General features: G+C 52.3%; 17 protein-coding genes. All 17 read left to right on the top strand.

Features of this window, described 5'->3' with window-relative positions:
- Window positions 1–11 precede the first annotated feature (11 nt).
- The 17 genes from KXG62_RS26300 to KXG62_RS26220 all read left to right on the top strand — a co-directional run bounded on the left by KXG62_RS26300 (window position 12) and on the right by KXG62_RS26220 (window position 19,989).
- Window positions 12–881 carry a carbohydrate ABC transporter permease gene (locus KXG62_RS26300; protein ID WP_218095009.1) on the top strand — a complete coding sequence of 290 codons (870 nt, stop codon included), beginning with the start codon at window positions 12–14 and terminating at the stop codon, window positions 879–881.
- A gap of 247 nt (window positions 882–1,128) precedes the next feature.
- The gene (locus tag KXG62_RS26295) at window positions 1,129–1,311 is read left to right on the top strand and encodes a DUF3934 family protein (RefSeq protein WP_218095008.1); all 183 of its coding nucleotides are present in this window, start codon (window positions 1,129–1,131) and stop codon (window positions 1,309–1,311) included.
- Window positions 1,312–1,480: 169 nt separating this feature from the next.
- Window positions 1,481–2,233 carry a phytanoyl-CoA dioxygenase family protein gene (locus tag KXG62_RS26290; protein ID WP_218095007.1) on the top strand — a complete coding sequence of 251 codons (753 nt, stop codon included), beginning with the start codon at window positions 1,481–1,483 and terminating at the stop codon, window positions 2,231–2,233.
- Between the two features lie 285 nt (window positions 2,234–2,518).
- Complete coding sequence (locus KXG62_RS26285; protein WP_218095006.1) at window positions 2,519–3,292, top strand: IclR family transcriptional regulator; 774 nt, start codon at window positions 2,519–2,521, stop codon at window positions 3,290–3,292.
- A gap of 266 nt (window positions 3,293–3,558) precedes the next feature.
- The gene (locus KXG62_RS26280; RefSeq protein ID WP_218095005.1) at window positions 3,559–4,872 is read left to right on the top strand and encodes an ABC transporter substrate-binding protein; all 1,314 of its coding nucleotides are present in this window, start codon (window positions 3,559–3,561) and stop codon (window positions 4,870–4,872) included.
- A 15-nt stretch (window positions 4,873–4,887) separates the two neighbouring features.
- Window positions 4,888–6,006 carry a sialidase family protein gene (locus tag KXG62_RS26275; RefSeq protein WP_218095004.1) on the top strand — a complete coding sequence of 373 codons (1,119 nt, stop codon included), beginning with the start codon at window positions 4,888–4,890 and terminating at the stop codon, window positions 6,004–6,006.
- Window positions 6,007–6,025: 19 nt separating this feature from the next.
- Window positions 6,026–6,928: a dihydrodipicolinate synthase family protein gene (locus KXG62_RS26270; protein ID WP_218095003.1), complete on the top strand. Its 903-nt coding sequence runs from the start codon at window positions 6,026–6,028 to the stop codon at window positions 6,926–6,928.
- Window positions 6,929–7,016: 88 nt separating this feature from the next.
- Window positions 7,017–9,455 (top strand): FG-GAP repeat domain-containing protein, encoded by a 2,439-nt coding sequence (locus tag KXG62_RS26265; protein ID WP_218095002.1) that lies wholly within the window; start codon window positions 7,017–7,019, stop codon window positions 9,453–9,455.
- Window positions 9,456–9,473: 18 nt separating this feature from the next.
- Window positions 9,474–10,343 (top strand): sugar phosphate isomerase/epimerase family protein, encoded by an 870-nt coding sequence (locus KXG62_RS26260; protein WP_218095001.1) that lies wholly within the window; start codon window positions 9,474–9,476, stop codon window positions 10,341–10,343.
- A gap of 525 nt (window positions 10,344–10,868) precedes the next feature.
- On the top strand, window positions 10,869–11,888 hold the full coding sequence (locus KXG62_RS26255) for a methionine ABC transporter ATP-binding protein (protein WP_218095000.1): 1,020 nt from the start codon (window positions 10,869–10,871) through the stop codon (window positions 11,886–11,888).
- Window positions 11,878–12,543 (top strand): methionine ABC transporter permease, encoded by a 666-nt coding sequence (locus KXG62_RS26250; protein ID WP_218094999.1) that lies wholly within the window; start codon window positions 11,878–11,880, stop codon window positions 12,541–12,543. Before KXG62_RS26255 ends, KXG62_RS26250 begins: the two co-directional genes overlap by 11 nt.
- Window positions 12,544–12,582: 39 nt before the next feature.
- Window positions 12,583–13,449 carry a MetQ/NlpA family ABC transporter substrate-binding protein gene (locus KXG62_RS26245; RefSeq protein WP_218094998.1) on the top strand — a complete coding sequence of 289 codons (867 nt, stop codon included), beginning with the start codon at window positions 12,583–12,585 and terminating at the stop codon, window positions 13,447–13,449.
- A 93-nt stretch (window positions 13,450–13,542) separates the two neighbouring features.
- Complete coding sequence (locus KXG62_RS26240) at window positions 13,543–14,457, top strand: DMT family transporter (RefSeq protein ID WP_218094997.1); 915 nt, start codon at window positions 13,543–13,545, stop codon at window positions 14,455–14,457.
- A 157-nt stretch (window positions 14,458–14,614) separates the two neighbouring features.
- On the top strand, window positions 14,615–14,944 hold the full coding sequence (locus tag KXG62_RS26235) for a nucleotide pyrophosphohydrolase (protein ID WP_218094996.1): 330 nt from the start codon (window positions 14,615–14,617) through the stop codon (window positions 14,942–14,944).
- An 18-nt stretch (window positions 14,945–14,962) separates the two neighbouring features.
- Window positions 14,963–16,930, top strand: a complete 1,968-nt coding sequence (locus tag KXG62_RS26230) for a DUF2075 domain-containing protein (protein WP_218094995.1) — start codon at window positions 14,963–14,965, stop codon at window positions 16,928–16,930.
- 137 nt (window positions 16,931–17,067) lie between these two features.
- Window positions 17,068–17,757: a nuclease-related domain-containing protein gene (locus KXG62_RS26225; RefSeq protein ID WP_218094994.1), complete on the top strand. Its 690-nt coding sequence runs from the start codon at window positions 17,068–17,070 to the stop codon at window positions 17,755–17,757.
- A 15-nt stretch (window positions 17,758–17,772) separates the two neighbouring features.
- Window positions 17,773–19,989, top strand: a complete 2,217-nt coding sequence (locus tag KXG62_RS26220; RefSeq protein ID WP_218094993.1) for an MrcB family domain-containing protein — start codon at window positions 17,773–17,775, stop codon at window positions 19,987–19,989.
- Window positions 19,990–20,185 lie beyond the last annotated feature (196 nt).

Here is a 20,185-nt window from a genome sequence, read left to right as displayed (position 1 = left end):
AGGGGGATACGATGGAACAAACGAAAGTCACCCATGCGTCTGCCGGCATCAAATCGATCCCTATCGATTTCAAAATGCTTATTTTGACGGCCGTCCTGTTCGCGACGGGCATCGCCATGGTCATTCCGTTTTTATGGATGATCACGACCTCGTTCAGCTCGCCGCAAGACGTGTTCCACTTTCCGATCAAGTGGATTCCGTCCCCGATCGTGCTCGACCACCACATCAAAGTATGGACGGGCAACGACAGCTTCGTCATTTATTATTTGAACTCGCTCAAGATCGCACTGATCAGCTCGCTCGGCGCCGTTCTGCTGGCGGCCATCACCGCTTACGGCTTTTCCAATATTCAGTTCAAAGGCAGAGATGTGCTGTTCGTCTTTTATTTATCGATGATGCTCATTCCGCCGCAAATATTGTTCGTGCCCCAGTTCCTCATGTTCGACTGGATGGGCATTTACAATACGCACTGGGCGCTCATCCTGCCGAACTTGTTTACGATTTACGGCGTGTTTATGATCCGGCAGTTTTTCCTGTCCGTTCCGGTCGATATATCCGAATCCGCAATGATCGACGGGGCGGGGCACTTCACGATCTTTTTCCGCATGATGCTGCCGCTCGCCAAGCCGGTGCTCGCCACGTTCACGATCATCGACTTTTCCTGGCACTGGAACGATTACGAGCGGGCGCTCGTGTTTTTGATCGACAAGGATTTGTTCACCATTCCGCTCGGCCTGCAAAGCTTCATCGACGTGAACTACATTGACTACAACAGCATGATGGCGGCCTCGTTCGCCGCGGTGCTGCCGATGCTGATCATCTTCATGTTCGGCCAGCGGTTTATTATTGAAGGCGTCTCGAGCTCGGCCGTGAAAGGGTAGCGATCAGGGTTGCATGAACGAATGAAATGAAGAGGCGTTCGGTGTAAACGGGGCTACGGCCTCAGCTGTTATGCGCGGGACCATTCGGAATGATCGTCAATACTTGCTTGAAAATAAAGCAATGCAAGTATATAGTTGATATAACTTCAAAAGAGAAGTACTGCCGTAAGCACAAGTCGTTGTTGCACTGGCAGTACTTTTTTGGTTCAAAGGGATATTAGCAAAATGATCATGATGGAGTGATGTTGTGAGTAAAGCGAAAGGCAAGGGCGGAACAGGCAGAGGAACCGACAAGAAGGGCTGGAACCGGTGGCAAGCCAGCGCCAACAGAGCCAAAAACGCCCCCAAGCCTTATAAAAGCAAAGGTACGAAGCGCCAGGATGGCGCTACCGGTACCGGTAATCCACAGGGTGGCAAGTCCGACGCTTAGGCTTTCTTTGCCGAAAGGGTCTTAGCTCAGGAAAGTCAATGTCCACGCAAGCAAGCCATCGTATCCATTTCACCTCGGTCACATTCATAAGAAGAAACGGATTCCCGAATGTTTCGAAGCCATGCAGCGTATGCATTTCGATAGAGGACATGATCTGGGAGGTAGAACGATGAAGCTTACGTATGAACAAAAGCGCTCGATGCTGGATAACGGGTATATCCATGTACCCGGCGTAATCCCCCAAGTGATGGTTGACGAGGCGATGCGCCATATTAACCACTCCGTCGGGCAGGGAATGAATGTCGCAGATATGCCGATCTTTCGCGCGCAATCGTTTTGCCCGGAGCTGCAAGGCCAGTCCGCCATCGCGGACTTGTACAACAAGACGCCGGTGGCGGATATGGTGCAAGGCTTGCTCGGCGAGGGAGCGTCGCGTCCGATCGGGCGCGGGCAGATCGCCCTCCGCTTCCCTTCGCTGCAGGACCCGCCCGGCGAGCCGCGCTGTCATCTCGACGGCATGTATACGCCGACGAACGGGGTGCCGGAGGGGAAGATCAGCAACTTCACGATGCTCGTCGGCGTACTGCTCAGCCCGGTCCGCACTTCATTTTCCGGCAATTTCACGGTATGGCCGGGGACCCATCGCATGTATGAGAATTATTTCCGTGAACACGGCCCGGAATCGCTGCTGAACGGCATGCCGAAGGTGGAGCTGCCGCAGCCGGTGCAGACGACAGGGGAGCCGGGGGACGTCTTTCTTGTCCATTACCAGCTCGCTCACGGCGTGGCGCCGAACGTCTCGCCCTTCCCGAGATACGCGATCTTCTTCCGCGTGAAGCATGTGGACCATGATAAGGATTGGAAAGCGCCGATGACCGACATTTGGCTTCATTGGCCGGGGATTCGCGAGATTCTCGCCTGAGAGCTCGCCCGTAACACCGGTATGGCAACGGCAAGACCGTCCGAAACGAGTTTGGGTTCGGGCGGTTTTTGTGCGTTCGGCAACCCGCCAATCTGTTAGAGGCCGTCCTGCATGCCACGATAGCGCCATGAAGGCGGCATAGCATGGACTGGACTAGATAACGTGTAAGGAAATTTGGGCAGCGTCGTCGCAGTTCGCGCTTGACACCTATTGGAAAGCGTTTTAAAATTAAATTATAATACGAAATTAAATCTCATATTATGAAAGTTACGAGGATCTAACGCAATGGCTGAAAAATCAATCTACTCCGTACAATCGGTCGAGCGGGCGCTCAATTTGCTCGAGACGATCGCAAGCTGCGAGAGCGGCATACGCATTAAAGATTTGGCTGAGCTCGAAAAGCTGAATTTGTCCACTGCGCACCGGCTCGTTTCGCTGCTGGAGCATCGGGGCTACGTGGAGCAGGAGCCGGAGAGCAAGAAGTATTTTCTGGGCATGAAGGTGCTGCAGCTGCAAGGCTATTTATTCAAAAGCAGGCGCCTCAACGAGGTGGCGGCGCAGGAGCTGAAGCGACTCGTCCACAGCTTGGGCGAAACGACGCATCTGGCGGTGCTGTCCGAAGGCGAGGTCGTCTACATCGAGAGTCTGGAAGGCGTCGGCTCGGTCATCAGCCGCGCTCCGATCGGCAGGAAAGTCGCGATCTACAGCACGGCGCTGGGCAAAGCGCTGACGGCCTGGAAGCCGCGGGAAGAGGTGGAACGGTTCCTGCTGCAATGCGACATGGCCGCCAGGACGCCGCATACGATCACCGATGCCGAAGCTTATTGGCAAGAGCTCGCCAACGTTCGGCGGAATGGATACGCCGTCGACCGGCAGGAGCATTCCATCATCAGCTGCTGCGTAGCGGCGCCGATCCGCGACCACCGCGACGAAGTCGTAGCGGCGATCAGCGTATCTTGTCCCGCGCATGATTTTACCGAGGAGAACGAACAGCGCATCGTCCGCGAGCTGCTGCCCGCCGTCTATCGTATTTCGGCAAAACTAGGCAGCCGTCTGTAAGCATAACAAACTGCACCGAAGCATAGCTGGAAACGGTGCAGTTTATTATATGAAATCATTATGAGATTAAATCTCATATTATGAAATAAAATAGTCAAGGGGGCATGGAGTCAATGAAAACATAACCGTGCGTTAAAATATTAAGCGCTTACAAAAAACTTCAAATCGTCCAGCCTTATCGCCAACTCGTAAGAAAGAAAGGTCTCGACCATTCATTCCAAAAAAGAAAGCGGATCCATCCCGGATCCACAGGAGGGGTTGTGTGAATGTTGAATAAAGCAGGAGCGGCCTGCATGTCCATTTGCGTATTGGCCGCATTCATGGCGGCGTGCACGCAGAACGGCGGCGGACAGGAAGCGAAGCCGGCGCCGCAAGCCGAAAAGCCGGACCGGTTATCCACTTCAGAGCCGCTGACGCTCAAAGTATGGACCGGCGACAACGAGCAAATGTTCAAGGAGACGTTGGTCGATCCGATCAAGAAAAAGTTTCCGAACGTGACGCTGGAGCGGATCGCCTCGCAGGAGCTCAGCCTGGATAAGCTGATCGCGGCCGGCAACCCGCCCGATATGATCAAGCAGACGAAAAACTTCATGATCTTTAACGTGATGCCGGTGAAGATGGAGATGGATTTGACACCGCTGATCAAGAAGTACAACTACGATTTGGAGCGGTATGACCCTGGCCTGATTCAGAGCATGCGGAGCTTCGGGGCGCAAGGACAGCTGTACGGCTTGCCGACGACCAAGGTCGGGCACTCGCTGCTGTACAACAAGCAGCTGTTCGATAAATTCGCCGTGCCGGCGCCGAAAGACGAGATGACATGGGATGAAGCGATTAAGCTGGCCGCACGCATGACCCGTCTGGAGAACGGCGTGCAGTACCGGGGCATGGATTTGCAATTTTACAACATGATCGCTTCGCAGCTCAATTTGTCGGTGATCGACAAGAACGGCAAGGCGAATATGTCCGCTTGGTCGCGTCCTGCGGAGATGTTCAGACAGCTGTACAGCATCCCCGGCAACAACGTGCCGATCCCGGGAACGATTGCCAAGGTGATGGAACCGTTCTACAAGGAAACGCTTGCGATGGTCGTCATCAATCCGAGCACGATGATGACGGCGACCAAGCAATACCCGCAGCTGGCCTGGGATCTCGTGACCGTTCCGACATATCCCGAGGCGCCGGGCGTCGATCCGTACACGAACTACACGTATTTCGGCATAACGCCGACGAGCAAGTATCCCGACGAGGCGTTCAAGATCATTACGTATTTGAATTCCGACGAGATGCAGACGGAGCTGAACCGCGCCGGCTATCCGACGGTATTGAAGAACCCGGATATCCAGAAGCAGTTTGCCGCCAACTCGCCCGAGCTGAAGGGGAAAAACTTGCAGGCCATCTTCAAGCATAAGCAATCGGACCCTTATGTAAGCCCTTACTTCGATAATTCGGTCGATTCCCTCGTCCGAACCAAGTTCAATGAAATCATCGCGGGGAAAAAAGACAACAATACGCTGCTGCGCGAGCTGGACGAAGCGATCGACAAAAAAGTGGCGGAGTTGAAGGCGGCCGCCAAATAAAAGGAGCTGATCACGATGAGCAAGCAGCGCGAAACCGTCCCTTCCTGCGCGCAGTCGACTATATGGGCGCCCGGGGAAGGCGGCGTCATGACGCATATGGTGTTCGGCCTCGCCGTAAGCACGAAGGGCACGATTCTCGCCTTCGCGGAAGCGAGAATCCATTACGCCGATGACGGCCCGCATCATCTCGTGCTGAAGCGCAGCACGGACGGTGGCGCAACGTGGGAAGCAGTGCAGCGGATCGAAACGAGCGCGGACGGGGAGTGCTGGGCGAATCCTACCGCGCTGGCCGACCGCGTCACGGGCAAGCTGTTCGTCTTCTACGCGCTGAACGCGCATAACGTGTCGTCGCGGATGTTTTATAAGGTCAGCGCCGACGACGGCCTCACCTGGTCGGAGCGGACGGAAGTGACCGCGCTGTTGCAGCAGGGCAACCGCTGCGGCTGGACGCTGTTTTTGCCTGGGCCCGGACACGGCTTGCAGCTGCGGGACGGCCGGCTGGTGCTGCAATATTGGGCGCGCAAGGACATTGCGCTCCCTGCGGCGGACCGACATTACGGCAACGGCGTCCTGTACAGCGACGATCACGGCGTCAGCTGGCACGCCGGAGGCGTCGTTCCGCTCGTGCCGGAGCTCGGCAATAACGAGTCGCGCCTCGTTGAGCTGGTGAGCGGGGAATTGCTGTTGAACGCCCGGGCGAATGGCTTGCGGCACCGGGTCGTCAGCGTCAGCCGCGATCGGGGGCTCACCTGGTCGCAGCCCTGCTCTGATACCGCGTTCCCCGCCCGCTGGGGCTGTGATTCCGGTCTTGCGAGCTGGAGCGGCGGCGGTCAGGAGGCAGGCACAGCGAAGCCGGTCTGGCTGTACAGCACGATCCGAGGCAAGCGTTCCGATCCCGGCAACGCGCTGGAGGTATCGGTCAGCCGCGATGAAGGCGCGAGCTGGACGACGCATACGGATGTTTACCGCGGACCGTGCAATTATTCGGATATTGCCGTTATGCCGGATCATTCCATTGTAGTGCTGATCGGAGCGGGCGCTTACGAGCCGTCGCCCGGATTTGCCAAAGAAGTCGTGCTGGTACGTACGACGCTCGATTGGCTGTTGCGTGAGTATAGAGAAGAAGTCATTTGACGAGAGGGAGAGAAACGATATGGTATTACCGAAACTGACCGGCGTCATTCCGCCGGTGATTACGCCGATGAAATGCGATTACAGTGTAGATGAGGAGGCGCTCCGCGGGCTCGTGCGCCACATGCAGTCATGCCGCGTGGACGGCATATTCGCCATGGGCACGGCTGCGGAGTCTCCGATGCTGACGCGGCAGCAGCGGCTGCGCGCCCTGCTCGCGGTTCGCGAGGAATGCAAGGGCAAGTCACCGCTGCTGGTCGGAGTCATGGAGACGAGCACAGCGAGAGTGCTGGAGCTGGTCAAGGAAGCGGAGGAGATCGGAGCCGACGCGGTCGTCGCCGTGTCGCCGTATTTTTTCCGCGTCAAGCCGAAGGAGATTGTGAAGCATTTTGCGGCGATCCGCGAGCGGACGGAGCTGCCGATCGTCATTTATAACGTTCCGGCGTATACGGGCAACCCGATCGACGCCGAGACGGTGTACGAGATCGCCCAATTCCCAGGCGTCGTCGCGTTCAAGGACAGCTCGGGCAACATGCCCCAGTTTCAGAAGACGATTCGGCTAACCCGGCACCTGGAGCATTTCTCCGTGCTGCAAGGGGTGCAGGTGCTCAGCGTCATCAGTCTGCTGATGGGCGCGGCGGGTCTCATCCCGGGCGTCGCCAACATGATCCCCGGGCAAATGGTGCGGTTGTATGAAGCTGTCAAGTCCGGCAAGCTGGAAGAAGCGTACGAAGTCCAAGATTTTGTCATGAAGCTGGAGGAGTCGCTTACGATGGAAGGCTACTCGCTATCCGTCTTGAAGGCGGCCCCGCAGCTGCTCGGCTTCGGCGAAGGGCAGCCGCACTATCCTTTGGATAAGCTGAGCGATACGGGACTGGCCAGCCTGGCGGCACTCATGCGCAGCGGCGGCGTGGAGCTGGCGTGAGCATCGAGAGGACGAAGCGGATCGCGGAATCCAAGGCAGACTCGGTGTCTTGCGCTATCGCGCGGCTGAACACTTGGGGGTAACGAAGGTGAAGTGGAAACGAACGATCATAGCAGCGGGAGCGGCGCTTATCGCGCTTGCAACCGCTTGGCAAGGAGTGTCGAACGTGTCTGCAACGAACGCAGCCCGCCGCATTCTTACATTCGGCCAGAGCGGTCCGGTCAACTGGTACAGCACGGATCAGCCGAATGCGACCATTCATCAACTGCTGGATTGGAACGGAGACGGCAAGCTGGATGTGTATGCTCGCGGCAAAATGTACTTGAACCAAGGAACGAACGCGGCTCCGCTGCTGTCCATGCAAGGCGCAAGCCTCGGGCTTCCTGCGCTGGACGGGTACCTCGTGGACTGGAACAACGACGGCGTCGTCGATTATATTGCCCGGTATACGCTGCGCCTGTATTTGAACACCGGGACGAACGACAAGCCGATCTGGAAAGATACCGGCGAAATTCAGGCCGGCGGCGCCGGAATCACGAAGAACTTCATTGCGTATACGAGCTGGAACACGATCCAGAGCCCGTCCATACAACTGGTCGACTGGGATGGGGACGGTAAGCGCGATTTGCTGCTGGGGATGGTCGATCGGACCGGCGTTACCGGGAACTCGAAGCAGGTATATAAGTACGGTTCCATCTGGTTTTTCCGCAACATCGGAACCGACGACGCCCCTGCGTTCGCTTCCGGCCGCATATTGCAGTCGGGCGGAGTAGATATCAATACGCCGTACCGGGTTCAAATTCAGGCGGTTGATTGGGACGGCGACGGCGATGTGGATATCGTCTATGCCGATTATCGCGGTCATGTGTACTGGATCGAAAATACCGGCACCGCTGCAAATCCGGTGCTGGCGGCCCCTGTGCTGCTGCTGGATACGGGGATCGTGACGACGGCGCTATCCGTGTACGATGCGGACGGCGACAGAGACCTGGACCTCATGCTCGGCACCACCGAAGGATTGCTGCTCTATGAGAACACCGGCACGCGGTCCGCTCCCGCATGGAAGTTTAATGGCATCGTCCAGACGCCGGATGGGACGAACGTGGATATCAAGTTCGGGCAGTTTCAGACGCCGGAAGTCGTCGACTGGAACGCCGACGGCCGCTTGGATTTGTTGACCGGCGATGAGAACGGCCATGTGAACTGGTACGAGAACGTAGGGACCGGTGGATCATACCGTTTCCGCAATCCGGTCCAACTGCATGCCGGCGGAGCGGTGCTCAATTTCGATGCGCCTCGCGGTTCTTACGATTGGGGGCCGTTCGAAGCGGCGGTCGGGTACACGAATCCGCTCGCGGTCGATTGGGACGGCGACGGCGATCTGGACCTCATTACGCAGGACGGGCAAGGGACGCTCTATTTGATCGAAAATACCGGCACCCGGTCGAACCCGGTACTCGCCGCCCCCGTGCCGTTCACGCTTGGTGGGAAACCATGGTCGAATCCATGGAGGACGAAGCCTGCGGCGGTGAACTGGGATGGTGACCCCGGCGGTACGCTGGAGCTGCTCATGATCGATAAAAACTACCGTATCGTCGTCTACCAGAGAGTCGGGTCAAGCAAGACCAATCTGAGCATCTTGACCGAGGCGGGAGACAAACATGGACAGCCGATCAAAGTCAGCTACAATAAGCGGGCGAATCTGCAGGTCGTCGATTGGGACGGCGACGGGCGATGGGACATTCTGTGCGGCACGACGAAGGACAAAGAGAACTTGTACTGGTACCGCAACATCGGCTCCATGGGCCAGCCCGTTTTCGAGCAAAGGTATATCTTGAACAACGACTATACCAAATACGTGACGGTCACCAATCATGAGCCGCTGTTCCATGCGGTCGATTGGAACGGGGACGGCGTCCTCGATTTGATCGAGAGCCATCCGTTCAATTATATGTACGTTGTGGACGGCAGGCAGCTCCTTCATACAACGGCGGATAGCTCGGGGTATTACCGGGCGGCTAGGCTGGCGGCCCAATCGTCATCGGGCGGGCAAATCAGCATCGTCCAAGACCCGAACGCAAGCGAAGGGATGGCGCTGAGCTTCGAGGCAGGCAGGGGGCGAGACGAGGTGACGCTCAGTTTCAACGTGCCGTCGCCGGGGACGTATGATTTGACCGTCCGCTGGCAAGTCGTTACCGGGACGGGATTTAGCGCAGCGGAGCTTGCTGAGCCGCAGCCGCAGCTTCGGCCGAATATATTCATCCGGCTGCTGCAATGGATCATGGGGCTGGGAAAAGATCGCGAGCGGCTGCTCGTACAGGCCGGCGTGAACGGACGACCGGTAGGCAAGCCGTTCGAGGCTGTCGGCGGGGATGCCGCCGGCTACAAGGAGGCTGCTCTGGGCAGCGTCACGATCTCGAAGCCGGGCAACCAGACGATCTCGTTCACGGTGAAGGAACGATCGCCCAAGAACCGCACCTATTCGATGGTGCTTGATACGATTCGTTTGGTACCGAACGGCCAATAACGTATAAGGAGTGCTGGCATGAGTCCGCGTGAAATGAATCCGCTAGGCATCTTCAATCATGTATACCGCAATTACTCATTGCAGGATATGGCGGCAACCGTGTCGTCCTTAGGCTTGCATCATCTGCATCTGGAACCGCGAATCCCGCAGATACTTCCTCCGGGTGAACGCATCTCTTCGGCGTGGGCCCGATCCGTGAAGCGGGAGCTGGACCGGTACGATCTGAACGTTGCTGCTCTATGCGGCTACTGCAATCTCGTGCATCACGATCCCGAGGCTCGCGAAGTGGGGCTCCGCACGTTCGAGCAGTTGATTGAAGTCTGCCATGACTTCGGCACGCCGTACATTGCGACGGAAACGGGCGGACTGAACCCGCAATTCCCGAACCTGGACTACCCGGCCAATCATACGGAAGAAGGCTGGGAGCAGCTGCTGATCGTGCTCGACCGGCTGGTCAACAAGTGCAAGGCGCATGGCGTCAAGCTGCTCATCGAAGGCTGTGTCAAATATACGGTCGCTACGACCGAGGAGGCGCTGCGGGTGCTTGGCCGCTACGGCGAGGAGCATATCGGCTTCGTGCTCGACCCGTGCAACTATTTTCGTAATGAGGACTTGGCGGCGCCGACAGCCGTACTGGACGATGTGTTTCGCACTATCGCACCGCACGCTCCCATCGCTCATGCGAAGGATGTCGTGTATACGGATAAAGGGATCGAAACGCCGAAAGCCGGGGACGGCTTTATGGACTACAAGGCCTATGCGCAGCTGCTGCGCAGGCACACCCCCGACATTCCGCTCATCATCGAGCATCTGAAACCGGCGGACGTGCCGGGCGTCATTGAGCTGATCCGGCAGGCGTTCGCCGAAGGGAAAGACCAGGCTGGATAAGAATAGCGTGCGCGTTCCGGCGCTGACCATCGGTCGAGTGCCCCTTATCGGGGCTGCGTCAATGGCAAGTATGTGTTTCAAGGATCAAGCTTGGATCATCGCGGCATGTTTGAGCCATCCCCATCCCGTGGATGGCATTGTCATGGGCTGTGGCGATCCTTGTTCTCGGGCAGCGGCAGTTATACCGCTCGGGTGCAATATTGCGAAGCGGCGTTGCCGGCGAATCCTCAATCCTGTCGATTGAGGATTTTTGCCGTGCGGTTGATTCTGATTTTGATTGGTAATATTTTTCTTTCATTCAGGGAGATGTCGGTTTTATTATAAGAAAACGCTGTCAAACATTTATCATACGATGTTCAAAAAAATCGCAAATACGTCATTGACAATACCCGAGTACGATAGTATGATTTAGCGTAACTATTTATATCATTAATCAATTTTTGGCTGCATTTCGTAGAAGGAATCCGTTGTGATGAACGACGCCTTTTCTCGAGGGGAAAGGTGTTTTTGCTTGGGGGGAGTTTCATGATCGAGCTGAGGCATTTGCACAAGCAATATAAAACGAAAAATGGCATCGTCACCGGCGTGCACGACGTCAATCTGACGATCGCCAAAGGGACGATCTTCGGCATCGTCGGCTACAGCGGCGCAGGCAAAAGCTCCGTGCTGCGATGCATCAACCTGCTGGAGCGTCCCACGTCCGGCGAAGTGATCGTCGACGGTGTCAATTTGACCTCGCTGGCGGGCGAGGGGCTGCGGCTGGCGCGGCAAAAAATCGGCATCATTTTTCAGCATTTTCACCTGATCAGCAGCAAAACCGTATTCGAGAACGTCGCTTTCGCGCTGAAGGCGGCGGGCAAATCCGCGTCGGACTTCGCCCCGCGGGTACGCGAGCTGCTGCAGCTGGTCGGGCTGTCGGATAAGGCGGATCACTACCCGGCACAGCTGAGCGGCGGACAGAAGCAGCGGGTGGGCATCGCCCGCGCGCTCGCGAACGATCCGCAAGTGCTGCTCTGCGACGAAGCGACGTCCGCGCTGGACCCGATGACAACGCAGTCGATCTTGTCGCTGCTGCGGGAGATTAACCAGAAGCTCGGCATCACCATCGTCCTGATCACTCATGAGATGGATGTCGTGAAGGAGCTGTGCCATCAAGTGGCGATCATGAATAACGGCCGAATCATCGAAGAGGGCGCCGTCTATGATTTATTCGCCGACCCGAAGCAGCCGCTGACCAAGGAATTCGTGCAGAACACGCTCGAATTCAAGCTGCCCCGCAAGCTGTGGGACAAGCGCGATCCGAACGGCCGGATCGTCAAGGTGCTGTTCCGTAACGAAGCCGCGGAGCAGGCCGTCATCTATGAAATGCTCAAGCATATTCCGGTGAAGACGAATATCCTCCATGGCAAAATCGACTACATCGGGGACAAGCCGCTCGGCACGTTCATTATGGAAATAACCGGCGACTCGGCGCAGCTGGAGCAAGCTTTGCAATTCTTAAGAGATCAACAGTGCGGCGTGGAGGTGGTCACCGATGCAGGGTAGCGCATTTATGGAGCTGCTGCCGGACATGCTCAAAGCTTTTTACGAAACGCTGTACATGGTCGGACTGTCGCTCATCATTGCGATTGTGGTGGGCATTCCGCTCGGGATTCTGCTGTTCATCAGCGACCGGGGGCTGTTCGCCGAAAATCGCTTCGTCAATCAAGTGCTCGGCGTGATCGCGAATATCATTCGCTCGATACCGTTTCTCATTCTGCTCGTGCTGCTGCTGCCGTTCACGCAATGGCTGCTCGGCACAACCATTGGCCCGACTGCCGCGGCGGTGCCGTTGTCCGTCGCAGCGATTCCGTTCTATGCGCGGCTGGTGGAAAGCTCCTTGCGGGAAGTGAGCAAAGGCGTCATCGAAGCAGCCGTCGCCGCCGGGGCGAAGCCGTGGCTCATTATTCGCGAAGTGCTGCTGCCTGAGGCGAAGCCCGGCATCATCTCCGGGCTAACGATCACCGCGATCAGCCTGCTCGGCTTCTCGGCCATGGCCGGTACGGTCGGCGGCGGGGGGATCGGGGATCTCGCGATCCGGTTCGGGTATTACCGCTACGATAACCAAGTGCTGTTTACAACGGTCATTCTGCTCATCGTGATGGTTCAAATCATCCAGTTCATCGGGGATTGGGCTGCACGGAAAGTAGATAAACGTTAACTATACAAGGGTCATATAGGAGAGGGAGAGAGAGAAATCATGAAAAAACAAGTCATGTTGATGATGGCGCTGGTTCTGATCTTCTCCGTGTTTGCAGCCGCTTGCGGCAGCAAGCCGGGAGCAGGGACAACGAACAATGCAGCCGGTGGAGCCGCAGGGAAAGAAGAGCCGAAGAAAGCGCTGAAGATTGGCGCAACCGCAGGCCCTTACAGCGATATGGTCAGCAAAGCGATCAAGCCGCTGATGGAGAAAAAAGGCTACACCGTCGAAGTCGTGGAATTCAACGACTACGTTCAACCGAATAAAGCGCTGGCGGGCGGTTCCTTGAACGCCAATCTGTTCCAGCACGTGCTGTACTTGAAGAAATTTGCTGAAGACAACAAATTGGACCTGAAAGAAGTCATCAGCGTGCCTACGGCGCCGATGGGTCTGTACTCCAAGAAGTTCAAATCGATTAACGACATTAAAGAAGGCAGCACGCTGACAATCTCCAACGACGCGGCCAACCTGTACCGCTCGCTGCTGCTGCTGCAAGATATCGGCCTGGTGAAAGTGAAGAAGGACGCCGACCCGGCGAAAGCTTCCGAGAAAGACATCGAAGAAAATCCGAAGAAGCTGAACATCAAGCCGCTGGAAGCCGCTCAGCTGCCTAGAACGGTAGACAGCTCCGACCTCGCCCTCGTGCCGGGGAACTTCGCCCTTGCGGCGAAGATGGACCTGACCTCCGCGCTGAAGCTGGAAAACATGGCCGAAAACTACCGCAACGTACTTGTCGTCAACACGAAAGACATCGACAGCCAAATGGCGAAAGATTTGAAAGAAACGATCCAATCCAAAGACTTCGAGAAAATCATGGACGAGCAGTTCAAAGGCTTCTCCAAGCCGCAATGGATGACAGGAAAGTAAAGATCATAGGGATGAAGGCTGCCTAAGGGTGGCCTTTTCCTATTCGTGAGTTTCATCCAATTTGATACGACCTACCTATAGGAGTGATACGCCATGCCGGGGCTTTCCCGCACGCGCACGACGCTGCTCGTCGCGTTTCTCGTACTGGTCTGGGGCGTGAACTGGCCGTTATCGAAGTTCGCGCTCAGCTTCACGCCGCCGGTGCTGTTCTCGGGGATGAGAACATTATTGGGCGGTCTGCTTCTGCTGTTCGCCGCGGTGCCCAGATATAAGCAGCTGCGTCTTAAAGAAACGTGGCATATATACATGTTGTCTTCGCTGCTTAACATTATTTGCTATTACGGCCTGCAAACGATCGGACTGAACTATTTGCCGGCCGGCTTGTTCGCGACCATCGTGTTTCTGCAGCCGGTGCTGCTCGGCGTCTTTTCATGGTTGTGGCTGGGCGAATCGATGTACGGCCTGAAGATCATCGGCCTCATCCTCGGCTTTTCCGGCGTAGCCGTCATCAGCATCGGCGGCTTGTCCGGCCATATCTCCGCCGTCGGCATCCTGCTCGCGCTCGGTTCCGCGTTAAGCTGGGCTTTGGGCACATCGTATGTGAAAAAGGTAAGCGGCGCCGTCGATCCGATCTGGCTCGTAACGCTCCAGCTCATCTTCGGCGGGGTCGTAATGACAGGCATTGGCTCTGAAGTGGAGAGCTGGTCCGGCATCGTATGGAACGCTCCGTATATTTCGAGCTTGTTGTTCATCTCGGTCTTCGTCATCGCGATTGGCTGGCTGGTGTTTTACAAGCTGATCGGCGAGGGGGAGGCCACGAAAGTCGCCTCGTATACGTTTCTTATTCCGCTTATCGCGATCTTGATCGGCACCGTATTCTTGCATGAGCCGTTTACGTTGTATTTGTTAGCGGGGTTAATTCTTATTGTTGTTAGTATTTATTTGGTGAATCGGAAGCCTCGAAGTTGGTCTAATCCCCATTTAGCGGATATTGAAAAAAGACCATGAACTGCAAGCTGGCGTCGGTACTCAACCGGCGTCAGCTTCTTTAGTTTTTTAGCTGTCTCTTCAGAAGAACCTCGAGGACAAATAATTTCAAGTTTTATGCTTGATATTCTAAAAATAAATGACAAAATAGATGTATCCATTATTATGAGGTGCTCCCATGGACAATGTAATACAACAAATCATACAGTTTCGTGATGAAAGGGACTGGAAACAATTTCATAACTCAAAAGATTTAGCAATTTCACTAACATTAGAAGCCAGTGAGCTACTTGAAAACTTCCAATGGAAGGATAGCGAAGTGGCCGTTAATGAAAAAATGGATCAAATTAAAGACGAATTAGCCGATGTCTTGATCTATGCTTTGATGCTAGCACATGATCTAGATATTAATATCGAATCTGCAATTCTTAATAAACTGAAGAAAAATGAAGTGAAGTACCCTATTGATAAATTCAAAGGTACATCAAAAAAGTATACGGATGGTTAGGAATAGAGGTAAGGCTCAATGATCATATATGAAGCGACTAAAGAGCAATTTATGAACGATGTAACCGAGGACAGTATCGCTGTAAAGATATATGAGGCATTTGTTGAAAAAATTGGCCGAACTTCGGAGAGTGAAATTAACTCATGGAATAATTCTATGAATTATATGTATAAAGTTCTGAATACTCCATTAATACCGGATGATGTAGCTGTTGCGATTGAATATAAGGTACCTGCAACTTCAAGAAGAATTGATTTTATTTTAGCCGGTCTAGACGCGAGTGATCGCTATGCCGTAGTCATTGTTGAGTTAAAACAATGGCAAAAAGTAAGCCTGGTTGAGAGCGAGGATGGGATTGTCCAAACCGTTATTGGAAATAGACTTGTTAATCACCCTCACCCCTCGTATCAAGCTTGGTCTTATGCGAAGTTAATATCGGAATATAATGAAACTGTGCAAAATGAGTCCATCTCATTGTATCCTTGCGCTTATTTACATAACTATATTCGATCGGAGAACGATCCTCTTACAAATTCGTGGTATCAAAATTATATAAATGAGGCTCCCGTATTTACGAAGGGAGATGCGCTAAAACTCAGGGGCTTTATTTCTTTATATATTAAGAAATCGGATCGTAAAAAATCACTGTATCTTATCGAACATGGCAAAATAAAACCGTCTAAATCTCTTCAGGATGCTTTAGTAAAAATGCTCGATGGAAATGATGAGTTCACTATGATAGACGAGCAGAAAGTAGTTTATGAAACTGCTATTCAAATGGCTAATAAAGCCCAACTAGGCGATAAAAAACAGGTTCTTATCGTTGATGGAGGACCAGGAACAGGGAAGTCTGTGCTCGGGATTAACTTATTAGTTAACTTGACTTCCAAAGAGTTGGTTTGCCAATATGTTACCAAAAACAGTGCTCCGAGAGAGGTTTACACAAAACGTCTCCAGCAAAATTATAAAAAAACGGTTATCAATAACTTATTTAAGGGATCAGGTGTTTTCTACGAGGCCTTGCCCAATGAATTTGATGTATTAATTGTAGATGAAGCGCATCGCTTAAATGAAAAATCGGGTTTATTTAAAAACAAAGGCGAAAATCAAATTAAGGAAATCATACGTGCATCCAAATTTTCTGTGTTTTTTATTGATGAATATCAGAGAATCTCGATGCATGATATTGGAAATAAAGAACAAATCAATGAATTTGCAAAGCTGTACGATGCCGATATCGTGGAAATGGAGTTAGAATCGCAGTTTCGCTGCAATGGTTCTGATGGGTATATGGCTTGGTTGGATGATGTTCTAGGAATTCGTAAAACGGCTAACTTTGACGGATTTGAATTTGAATATGATTTTCAAATATTTGACGATCCCAATGAGCTTCGAAGTGAGATTTATGAAAAAAATGTAATCAATAATAAAGCAAGAATTTTAGCGGGTTATTGCTGGGATTGGAAGAAAGACGGCAAGGCTAATAGCCAAGTTCACGATATTTTTATTGAAGAACATAACTTTTATATGAGCTGGAATTTAAACAATACAACAACGTGGGCTATTGATTCGGATTCAGTCGAGCAAGCAGGTTGTATCCATACTTCCCAGGGTCTTGAATTTGACTATGTTGGGGTGATCATAGGCGAAGATATGCGCTGTGAGAACGGAGAGATCATAACAGACCCGTTCAAACGAGCGAGGACGGACAAATCGCTTTCTGGTTTTAAATCCTTATATAAGGAGAATAAAGATGAGGCAATTCGAATCGCAGATCAAATCATTAGGAATACCTATCGGACATTAATGACCAGAGGGATGAAGGGCTGCTACCTTTATTGTGTGGATCCTCAATTAAAGCATTATTTAAGGGAAAAGATGAGTAAACGACAACAAACAACCTATGTGACGAATAGGTCAAAACAATATAACCTGCCTCAAGTAGCTGAGAAACCAGGTATTTATCAAATGAATGGGGATAAATGAATATAATTATTTTCTTTTAACTGCAGTTACCCCGTAACCGCAGTTTTTTCTTTCCAAAAGCTTGTCAAACAAGAAAGGATTATGGAAATATTTATCGAATATTGTCCTGTAATATCCAGTTACCAAGGAGCTATTTCATGATCAAACAACTATTGGCTTTGTTCCAAAAGAAAAAACCAGATAACAAACCAACTCAAAAAAAATCCGCCAAACCAACCCAGCGTAAAAAGATTGAATCCACACGGATTGGAGAACTAGGCGAATATAAAATTAACATTCAACTGGATCAATTACCTAAGGAATGCAAATATCTAAGCGATCTGTTACTCCCGAATTCAAAAGCGCGCTCCGGCTACTCCCAGGTGGATCATCTTGTCATTTCGCCTTATGGTATTTTTGTCATCGAAACGAAAAACTACAACGGGGAAATCATAGGTACACGTAGTGATAGATATTGGAGCGTGAGCAGACGATTTAAGATGTACAATCCGCTCATGCAAAACTATGGACATATCAAAGCGATTGAAGCGCAGCTCTCCGGTAGGAAGGATATCAAATTCATCTCCATGATTTCTTTCACCATGAGATGCAGATTCAGTATCGATCCGGAGCTTCGGAAGATTCACTCGGATGAGCTGATCGTGTACGATGTTGAGCTATCCGAATTCATACATAGAAAGATCACGAGATTGGCAGCGGAACAACCCGCTCCGTCCCTTACGGAAGCGGACATTCAACGGATCTTCGATCAAATTTCCAGTGCAAATATAACGGATCCCAAGATTCGAGCGGAGCACATTGAGAAAGTGAAGCAGCCTAAAGCATAATGTTGGAGGGACATCATGGCACTCCCCGTCGAGCTTTCCTCGATATTTCGTAACAAACAGAAATCCTATAAAATGGTCCTCATTCTCTCTATGATCGACGAATACGAGGCGTCGCAGCAAGCGTCCTTACCGCTCAGCCAGGTTGCTGAACGGTTCTTGGCATATTATCGGAATAGCTGTAGTGAGGGGGAAAAGGTGGACCCTCCTCCAAGCGGCGTAGCTTCGACTTGGAACGACTTTACAGTAAGTCGAACAAAAGCGTTGCTTAAAACGCCAATAGAAGCTTTATCGTCCATACTAGAAGTGGATCATGACAATCAAACAATTGCGTTCAAACAAACGATCATAGATAAGCTGGATGAGCAGGGGATGGGCGAATTGAAGAGTTATGCGTTAACTGAGCTCCATCAGTACAATAACCAGCTAACCTCAGGCTTTTCACTTAAGGAAACCTTGACTCAAATTTTAAAGGGCTACATTGAAGCCAAAGCCCAGCCATTCGCGAATCACCTGCTAGGTACAGTGTTTAGGCAGACGATACCGGAGTATTTGAAGAAGCTGCCTTTTATCAATGAAAACTATAAAATCCAAGGCTCAATCGGTCAGGGCAATTGGGCAAACATCCCGTGGATCGCGATCCTTGATAAACGAATTTCGGAAACGACGCAGCATGGGGAATATGTGTGTTACTTGTTTGCGGAAGATATGAGTTCCGTATATCTCACGCTGATGCAAGGGGTCACAGCCCCTGTGAAGGATCATGGCAAAAAAGAGGGCTACCAGTACCTCCAACAAAAAGTGCAACAAATGCGAGAGCTGCTACCGCTGGAACATCTCCAGAAGGATGAGCATATACAGCTTACATCCAGCGGCTTGGGCCGTGATTACCAAGTGTCCACGGTAGCTTATATACGATATGATCGAGACCATATCCCCGATGATGATCGGTTAATCGCGGACTTAGAAAACGTGATGCATAATTACAAGCTTTATGCCGAGAGCATGGGTGAACTAAGCACGGAGAGCACGCCAGCCCTTCAAGAAGATGAGGAGAAAGAGCCTTTGGATCCATTGACGGTATCAGAGCGCATCGAGAAAGTGAAGTCGTATATCCAACAGAAGGGTTTTCACTACCCAAGTGCGCTGATCGAGAATCTGTACCTGTCGTTCAAAACGAAACCTTTTGTCATTTTGGCTGGTGTATCGGGGACCGGGAAAACGAAGCTCGTCAAACTATTCGCGGAAGCGCTCGGTGCGAAGAGTTTTAATCATCAGTTTACGCTCATCCCGGTCAGACCGGATTGGAGCGATCCGTCGGATCTCTTGGGCTACAAGGATTTATCCGGTGTTTTTCGTCCGGGCCGTTTGACGGAAGTGTTGGTGGAAGCTTCGAAACCGAGCAATCGATACAAGCCTTATTTTATTTGCTTGGATGAAATGAATCTCGCCAGGGTCGAGCATTATTTCAGCGATTTGCTCAGTATTATTGAGACCCAAGAATGGCAGAACGATCGCATCGTCACATCGACTCTGATCGATCAACAATCTTTACGACCGGAGGATCAGCCGATATACGGCAATTTATCTTTACCGGATAATGTATACCTTGTGGGCACGGTGAACATGGACGAGACGACGCATCCTTTTAGCAAAAAGGTACTGGACCGCGCGAACACGATCGAATTTAATTACATTAATCTAGGACAGTACCCGGAAGACGAACTTGCGGCAGATGAGGAGGCTTCTCCGCCAGCAGCCAATTCGTTTCTGCGTAGCGATTACCTTCAACTGGCTGATGTGTATCGAGACCATCGAGACTTGATCCATAAAACAACGGAGAAGCTCGTGAAGATCAACGGCATCTTGGAGGAGATTCATTCTCATGTCGGGTTTCGGATAAGGGATGCGATTTGTTTTTACATGATATATAATGAGCGGTTTGAACTCATGAGTGAAGATGCGGCGTTCGATCTGCAACTGCTTCAGAAGATATTGCCTCGCGTTCAAGGCAGCAGCTCTTCAGTAAAACGTGTCTTACTGCAACTGATGCAAGGGGCGCTGGGTAAATCTTTGCAGATTGCGGAGCTTATGGAGGATGCGTCAGAGCTGTACTCCAAATGGAACGCCAGCCAAACGGCAGAAGCGGCCAAACATCCGCAAAGCGCGCGGAAAATCGCATTCATGCTGCGGAGGTTAGAGGAAGATGGCTTCACCTCATACTGGCTCTCTTAACCAAAGTGTCGAGCTGCTTCGCGTGGAGACAAATCTATTTAACCTGTATATTCAAGGCAAGCCGTTTCATCCTACAGTCGAGTCTCTACAATTGCATCGAACGGATACGGAGCAATGGGTAGATGCCCGACTTCATATCTCAGCGCTTTCCACGCCGTTGATAATTGAGCGAATTTCTGCTTTTAACCCGGAGCGT

The organism is Paenibacillus solanacearum, from assembly GCF_910593845.1.
GTDB lineage: Bacteria > Bacillota > Bacilli > Paenibacillales > NBRC-103111 > Paenibacillus_G > Paenibacillus_G solanacearum.
Note: the sequence above shows the minus strand (reverse complement) of the source record. Positions and strands in the feature narration are given on the sequence as shown.